Here is a 7,665-nt window from a genome sequence, read left to right on the forward strand (position 1 = left end):
CATTTGGGCTTAGCGGATTGTTTTCTGCCTTTACGAATGGCAGCCAGTTTTTGCAAGGGGATTACTTTGAATCAGAAGAATACGGCTATCAGATGAATCGATTTGTCAGCTTATTGCAAGTCTTTGAGTTAAATAGCATGACGAAAGAGGACATGAAGAAGGAAATCACCGTTTCGAATGAAGAGATAGAAGAGCATCGCATGCGGTACGGCAATCTGGGCGAACAGATCTCCAATATCGGAATGCAGTATGAACAGCAGATCCAAGACGCAAAGGACAGCGGAAATAAGGCCGTTGTCGATGCCCTGACGAAAGAACGGGATACAAAAGTTGCTGACATAACTGAAAACTTCAACAGTGATGAACACGTACGGGCCAAAATTGTTAAGGAAAAAGAGAAACGTGTAGATGAATTTTATCAGGAGCTGGAGAAGTATCGCCGGCAATTTGTAAACTTAGGGCGTGCGTACAAGTATTATATGGAAGACGCTGAAACGGGAGAGGTATTTACGAACCTTAATCTTAAGGATGGTGATTCCGTTTCTGAATTCATAAATAACAAAGAAATGTACTTCGTCCAGGATTACGGTGACATTCAGGATTTTTACGGATATACAGGATTTCACGAGGACTTCATGCCTTACAATGAGGTTGCGGAGGCGATCCTGACAAAACAAAATAGTAATTTTACAGGGAAGATCGGGCTATCTAGAAATGCTCCAGCATCGCTTCAGGCAATCGGAGATTATCGTTATTTCCAAAAACGCCAGATGCTTTTCATTGGATATATGATTGTCAGCATCGGTGCGCTGATTGCTGCTTATGTTATCGCAAGGCGCAAACCAGCTATTGTTTTTGGAAACTTTGAAAATTTCAAGCCAATTTACGCGAAAATTCCGCTTGATGTAAGATTGGGCATCATGCTTGTGACAGGTGGTTTCTTCCTGCTTTCCTTGACTCTGATCAGCGAGCAGTTTGTATATTACAATTCCGATATCTTCTCTTCGCTGATTGAACTATTGATCAGCATGGCAGCTGCAGCCGCATTGCTTGCATTTGGCTTGATGCAGCTGAAATATCTTGCTGAATATCGCAATGATGGGCAGCAGCTTAAGGACGATTTACAGAATAGCCTTGTGTTAAAGGCTTATAAAGCGATTTTGGATGCATTTCTGGTCAGGAGTATCGGTATCCAGTTGATCGTGCTGCTGGGATTTGTTTTTGGATTGGGCATGCTTGCAGCTGCCGTCTTTGTTGAACCAGGATTCATTGTCATTTTTGGTCTTGCATTTATTGTGATTGGACTTCCGCTTCTCATTATCATTATGAAAAAGGCGGGCTATTTCAATAAGATTCTACTGAATACAGAGGAGCTTGCTACTGGGAAAATGGGCAGCGACATCCCGGTAAAAGGCAAATCGGCTTTTGCCAAACATGCTGCAGATATTAATTTATTGCGTCATTCAGTGAAGGTCTCCTATAAGGAGCAGGCAAAGAGCGAGCGTCTGAAAACGGAGCTGATCACAAATGTAAGCCATGACTTAAGGACGCCGCTGACTTCGATCATCACCTATACGGAGCTTTTGAAAACGCCTGACTTAGCGCCAGAGGATCGCGAATCTTATATTGAAATCCTTGACCGGAAATCGAAGCGGTTGAAGGTTTTGATTGATGATTTGTTCGAAGCGACAAAAATGGCGAGCGGCAACATCGAACTGCGCAAGGAAAAGGTCGACCTCATCCAGCTCCTGCAGCAGGCTCTTGCGGAACACAATGAAGCTTTAAGCCAATCATCACTCCAGCTGCGCGTATCTCAGCCTGACCATCCAGTTTATGCGTTTGTCGATGGCCAGAAGCTATGGCGGGTGTTTGATAACCTGATCGGCAACATTCTTAAGTATTCTCTTGAGAATTCAAGAGTCTATATTTCGGTAAAAGCCGAGCAGGATCAGGCTGTGCTTACTTTTAAAAATGTGACGAAATACGAGCTTGGTGAAGATTTGAATGAGTTGTTCGAGCGATTCAAGCGAGGCGACCAGTCTCGCCATACAGAAGGCTCAGGTCTCGGGCTCGCGATTGCGAAATCGATAGTGGATCTGCACGAAGGCACCCTTGATATAGAAGTCGATGGTGATTTGTTCAAGGTAACCGTCATTTTGGATAAAATAAGTTGATTTTATGATCCCCTTGCAGCGTTTGCAAGGGGGTTTTTTGTTTTGAAAAGGTAATTGGTAAGATAAATCAGTGATCATGATATCAATTTTTATTGAAATTTAAAGTGAAATTTACTCCACCTGAAAAAATTTTGGCGAAGTTCACAATTATTCTGGCGAAAATTAAGTTATTTTGGCGAAAATGCCACATGATCTGGCGAAAATGAAATTATTCTGGCGAACTGGAAATAATCATCGATAATTTCCAATTTTAAATAGAAGATCTTAAACCGAAAAACTTTATCATGACTACTGTAAAGACACGTGCTAATATAGAAGAGTAAAAGAAATAAAATGTTAAAATTATCAAATTAAGGGAAACTACTTATATCGTTGCAATGGAGCAGGAGGGCTATATGAAAAAAACTCAGGAAATTTCAGAGAAAAGGCTTCTTGGAATTGCTGGTCTGGGCTGGATGTTTGATGCAATGGATGTTGGGATTTTGTCTTTTATCATTGCGGCACTGAAGGTGGACTGGGATTTGTCTGTCCAGCAAATGGGCTGGATCGGCAGTGTGAATTCAATTGGGATGGCAGTCGGCGCTCTAGTTTTCGGCTTGCTTGCTGACAGGATTGGGCGGAAAAATGTCTTTATTATAACGTTATTGCTATTCTCTGTCGGCAGCGGCATTTCGGCTATGGCCACGACTTTGTCTTTCTTTTTGCTGATGCGGTTTTTTATTGGGATGGGCCTCGGGGGAGAACTGCCGGTGGCATCAACATTGGTGTCGGAAAGCGTGCCTGCTGAAAAGCGAGGCCGGGTCGTTGTCCTGCTGGAGAGTTTTTGGGCAGGAGGCTGGCTTGTTGCAGCGCTGATTTCCTACTTTATCATCCCGAAGTTTGGCTGGCAGATGGCCTTAATTTTAAGTGCATTGCCTGCACTTTATGCGCTGTATCTTCGTATGAACCTTCCGGACTCACCGCGATTCCTGGCGGTTGAAAAGAAGGAAAGGCTGACCATCATGGAGAGTATTGCAGAAGTATGGTCAAAAGAACATGTCAAAAAAACGGCGATGCTTTGGATTCTATGGTTCAGCGTTGTATTTTCTTATTATGGAATGTTTCTCTGGCTGCCAAGCGTGATGGTCATGAAGGGCTTCACATTGATCAAGAGCTTTCAATATGTATTAATAATGACGCTTGCCCAGCTTCCAGGCTATTTTACAGCGGCATGGCTAATTGAAAAAGCAGGCAGGAAATTCGTGCTGGTAGCTTATCTGATTGGAACAGCACTCAGCGCTTATTTCTTCGGTACAGCAGATTCGCTTGCCCTGTTGATTACAGCTGGAATCCTTTTGTCATTCTTTAACCTTGGAGCGTGGGGCGCGTTGTATGCCTATACACCAGAACAGTACCCAACCACTATCCGCGGATCAGGAGCAGGGATGGCTGCTTCTTTCGGCCGTATAGGCGGAATTCTTGGGCCTTTAACGGTTCCATATTTATCAGCTCAAGGTTTTTCAATCAACATTATTTTCACGATCTTCTGTATCTCCATCCTTATTGGAGCGGCAGCGGTCTGGTTATGGGGCACTGAAACGAAACAAACGGAACTCGCTTAAATCAAAAAAGTTCGCCTGAAACCAGGCGAACTTTTTTAATAGCAAAAATTATGCTTTTACATGCTTAAATACATTTACTGCAAATAATATTCCGCCAAGTACGACGATAAGAGAACCAATAATCGCAAAGGCTGTGAAGACACCATTTTCCGTCAGCATGACAAGGGTTATACCGCCCTGCATGACCGGTACACCAATGTTATGAAGCCAAAAGTGGATCTTTGCCAGCTTGCTGCTTCCCGCAGCAGGATATAGATAATAAATAGTCCCGAATAAGGCCATGGACACCCAGCCAAGCAGATTCAAGTGAGCATGCACCGATGAAAGGGAAAAATCGTGCCTGATCCCCATAATGATTCCTAGAATAATTGCAATAACAAAATAGACCGCCGCAACTTTAAAAAATCTTGCACTCATAGGATTACCTCCTTTCTTTATAGTTCTTTTAGATTATATAAGACTTTTAATAAAATATAACAAATTTACCATAAAAATAGGATTAGCCCTTAGTATAAAAATTTTCACTATCTTGAATGTTTACTTTTAATAAAGTCATGGGACAAACCTCACAGATTCTAATAGTGAAATAATAATTAGTTTTGTCTGACACAAAATTAACACGAATCGTTTTATCATTTTTTAGGAAATTCATGATATAATAGTGCAAACGTTTGTACAACTTCTTAAAGGGAGATATAAGCTATGAAAAGATTATTTGAAATCGATAGCTGGAAAATCATTGAAACTGAATTACATACAGAGGATTTCCGACTTGCTGAAAGCATCATGAGCCTGGGTAATGGCCATATGGGCATGCGCGGAAATTTTGAAGAAACATATACTGGTGACTTCCACCGCGGCTCATATATCGCAGGTGTTTGGTTCCCTGACAAGACTCGCGTAGGCTGGTGGAAAAATGGTTATCCTCATTACTTCGGTAAGGTCATCAACTCTACCAATTTTATCGGCGTAAAAGTATTGGTTGATGGAGAAGAACTTGACCTTCATAAGGCAGAAGTGAAGGAATATTACCGTGAACTTGATATGCAGCATGGTGTGCTGACCAGGAAGTTCACTATTGTTCAGGATGGCAAGGAAACTGAAGTGGAAGCGGTACGTTTCCTATCAGTAGCTGACCGTGAACTAGCTGCAATTTCTTATTCCGTTACTGCTAAAAACTATAATGGAAACGTTACCTTTATTCCGTATTTGGATGGGGACGTCCGCAATGAAGATTCTAACTATGATGAAGATTTCTGGTATGAAGTGAGCAGGGATGCGTCAGAATACACTGGCAGCCTTGTGATGAAGACGATAGACAATCCATTCGGCACGCCAACTTTCCAGGTAGCGACAACTATGCAAACGGTTGTCAATGTTGACGCGGCAAAAGTGGAAGTGAACGAAAAGGATGAATACGTAGAAAATATTATTGAAGTAAAAGCTGAGCAGGGACAAACTGTAACCCTTTACAAGTATGTCGCTGTTACAACTGACCGTGATTACGGAGCGGGCGAGCTTATATCTAAAGGCCGTGAAGTACTTGATCGTGCTGTCGAAAAGGGCTTTGAACAGCTATTGGAAGAGCACAAAAATGGCTGGCTGAGCCGCTGGGAAATCGCAGATGTGGAAATTTCAGGTGATGACGAAGCACAGCAGGGAATCCGCTTCAATCTGTTCCAGCTATTCTCGACTTATTATGGGGAAGATTCCCGCTTAAATATTGGACCAAAAGGCTTCACAGGCGAAAAGTACGGCGGAGCGACTTACTGGGATACTGAAGCATATGCGATCCCTCTTTACCTTTCCACTGCAGAGTCAGAGGTTGCACGCAACCTGCTCATCTACCGCCACAACCAGCTTGATGGCGCATACCACAATGCGAAGCAGCAGGGACTGCAGGGCGCGCTTTATCCGATGGTTACTTTTACAGGCGTTGAGTGCCACAATGAGTGGGAAATCACGTTTGAAGAGATCCACCGTAACGGCGCGATTGCCTATGCGATCTATAATTACGTAAATTACACTGGAGATAAAAACTATCTTCATGAATATGGTATTGATGTGCTCGCTGGTATCTCCCGCTTCTGGGCTGACCGCGTCCACTTCAACAAGTTCAAAAATGTTTATATGATGCATGGGGTTACAGGCCCGAATGAATATGAAAATAACGTCAACAACAACTGGTACACAAATCGTATCGCTGTCTGGACACTGCGCTATACTCTTGAAGTCATTGATTTCATGAAGCAAAATGGCCATGAGGACCGTCTAGCTGGACTTGGATTCTCAGATGAAGAGCTTGCAAAGTGGCAGGATATCATCGACAGAATGTACTTCCCGTACGATGAAGAAAGAGGGGTATTCGTCCAGCACGATACATTCCTTGATAAAGATTTGAAGACGGTTGATAAATTGTCAGCTGAAGATCGCCCAATCAACCAGAACTGGTCTTGGGATAAGATCCTTCGCAGCTGCTTCATCAAGCAGGCGGATGTCCTTCAGGGCTTGTATTTTTTCAATCACGAGTTCACGGAAGACGAGAAGCGCCGCAACTTTGAATTCTATGAGCCGATGACAGTCCATGAATCTTCATTGTCTCCAAGTATCCACGCAGTTCTTGCTGCAGAGCTTGGCATGGAAGAAAAGGCGTATGAAATGTATAACCGCACGGCGCGCCTTGACCTTGATAACTACAACAATGACACTGAAGATGGCTTGCATATCACAAGCATGACAGGTGCATGGCTTGGGATTGTTCAGGGCTTTGCAGGCATGCGCACAGCTGATGGCACATTGTCATTCGCTCCGTTCATTCCGAAGGCCTGGAACCAATACAGCTTCAATATCATCTTCCGCGATCACTATGTAAAAGTGGAAGTGAACCAGGAAAACGTCGTTCTTTCCCAGCAAGGTCCAGAGCTTGCTATGAACCTTTATGGCGAGAAAGTTACGATCCCTGCAAATGGCGAGCTTTCTGTTAAATTGAAATAACCATAAGAGAGATCTTCGGGATTGCCTGAGGATCTCTCCCTATATGGAATCTTGATTCGTGATAGAAAAGGAGTTTTAACCATGACACGACTACTTAAAGCATTTATTTTTGACCTTGATGGTGTTATCACAGATACGGCAGAGTATCACTTTTTAGCGTGGAAGGCACTTGCAGAGGATTTGGGCATCACATTTACCCGTGAGGACAATGAGGAGCTAAAGGGCGTTTCCCGTATGGATTCTCTTGAAAAAATCCTCGCTATTGGTGGCAGGGAAAATGATTTTTCCGCTGAAGAAAAAGATGCTCTTGCTGACAAGAAAAACGATCACTACTTAACACTGATCCAGAACATCACTTCAACAGACCTTTTACCAGCAATCAAGGAATTGATTACAGATATTAAGGAAAACGGGCTGAAGCTTGGCCTTGCATCAGCGAGCAAGAATGCCTTCACAGTCATGGAGTCACTAGGAATGAAGCCGGAGTTTGATATCATCGTTGACGCCAAGACAGTTGTGAACGGCAAGCCTCATCCAGAGGTATTCCTTCGAGCTGCCGAGATGCTTGGCGTGGAGCCGGAAGCATGCATCGGTGTCGAGGACGCAGCAGCAGGCGTGCAAGCGATCAAAGCCGCTGGCATGTACGCAGTCGCAGTTGGACCAAAGGAAAGCTTCGAGAACGCTGACCTTGTATATGACAGCACTGCTGAGCTATCATTTGAGAAGATTGTAGAAGTATATAACGCATAAAACAACGAAACCCGGTCTGGATAGGCCGGGTTTTTTGCAGAGATGATTCTAGATGGAGTCATCACTTTCTAATGCTTTTTTTACCTGCGAGTAAAAGGCTGCCGATTCGTCGACATTCAAGACGATCCGCGTCACTTTCCGTTTCA

At 43.5% G+C, this 7,665-nt stretch carries 5 protein-coding genes; 4 read left to right on the forward strand and 1 reads right to left on the reverse strand.

Going from position 1 to position 7,665, the window contains the following annotated elements; translation table 11 throughout:
* Nucleotides 1-2,174 (forward strand): sensor histidine kinase (locus WB217_RS14775; protein WP_423994003.1); only part of this gene is annotated, 2,174 nt, incomplete at its 5' end.
* A gap of 395 nt (nucleotides 2,175-2,569) precedes the next feature.
* Nucleotides 2,570-3,775, forward strand: coding sequence for an MFS transporter (locus WB217_RS14780; RefSeq protein ID WP_423994004.1), 1,206 nt, complete (start codon nucleotides 2,570-2,572; stop codon nucleotides 3,773-3,775).
* Between the two features lie 48 nt (nucleotides 3,776-3,823).
* Here WB217_RS14780 and WB217_RS14785 read toward each other — a convergent pair whose 3' ends face one another.
* Nucleotides 3,824-4,192: a cytochrome-c oxidase gene (locus WB217_RS14785; protein WP_423994005.1), complete on the reverse strand. Its 369-nt coding sequence runs from the start codon at nucleotides 4,190-4,192 to the stop codon at nucleotides 3,824-3,826.
* A 285-nt stretch (nucleotides 4,193-4,477) separates the two neighbouring features.
* On the opposite strand from WB217_RS14785, the gene WB217_RS14790 reads away from it, so the two are divergent.
* Entirely contained in the window at nucleotides 4,478-6,769 is a 2,292-nt protein-coding gene (locus WB217_RS14790) for a glycoside hydrolase family 65 protein (protein ID WP_423994006.1), read from the forward strand.
* 81 nt (nucleotides 6,770-6,850) lie between these two features.
* On the forward strand, nucleotides 6,851-7,519 hold the full coding sequence (gene pgmB / locus WB217_RS14795) for a beta-phosphoglucomutase (RefSeq protein ID WP_423994007.1): 669 nt from the start codon (nucleotides 6,851-6,853) through the stop codon (nucleotides 7,517-7,519).
* The last annotated feature ends 146 nt before the right edge of the window (nucleotides 7,520-7,665 follow it).

The organism is Mesobacillus sp. (genome assembly GCF_049588175.1).
Classification (GTDB): domain Bacteria; phylum Bacillota; class Bacilli; order Bacillales; family Cytobacillaceae; genus Mesobacillus.

Bases quoted from the DNA above. Each gene is read 5' to 3' on its own strand.
- WB217_RS14780 (WP_423994004.1), top strand. From the start codon at position 2,570: ATGAAAAAAACTCAGGAAATTTCAGAGAAAAGGCTTCTTGGAATTGCT.
- WB217_RS14785 (WP_423994005.1), bottom strand. From the start codon at position 4,192: ATGAGTGCAAGATTTTTTAAAGTTGCGGCGGTCTATTTTGTTATTGCA.
- WB217_RS14790 (WP_423994006.1), top strand. From the start codon at position 4,478: ATGAAAAGATTATTTGAAATCGATAGCTGGAAAATCATTGAAACTGAA.
- pgmB (WP_423994007.1), top strand. From the start codon at position 6,851: ATGACACGACTACTTAAAGCATTTATTTTTGACCTTGATGGTGTTATC.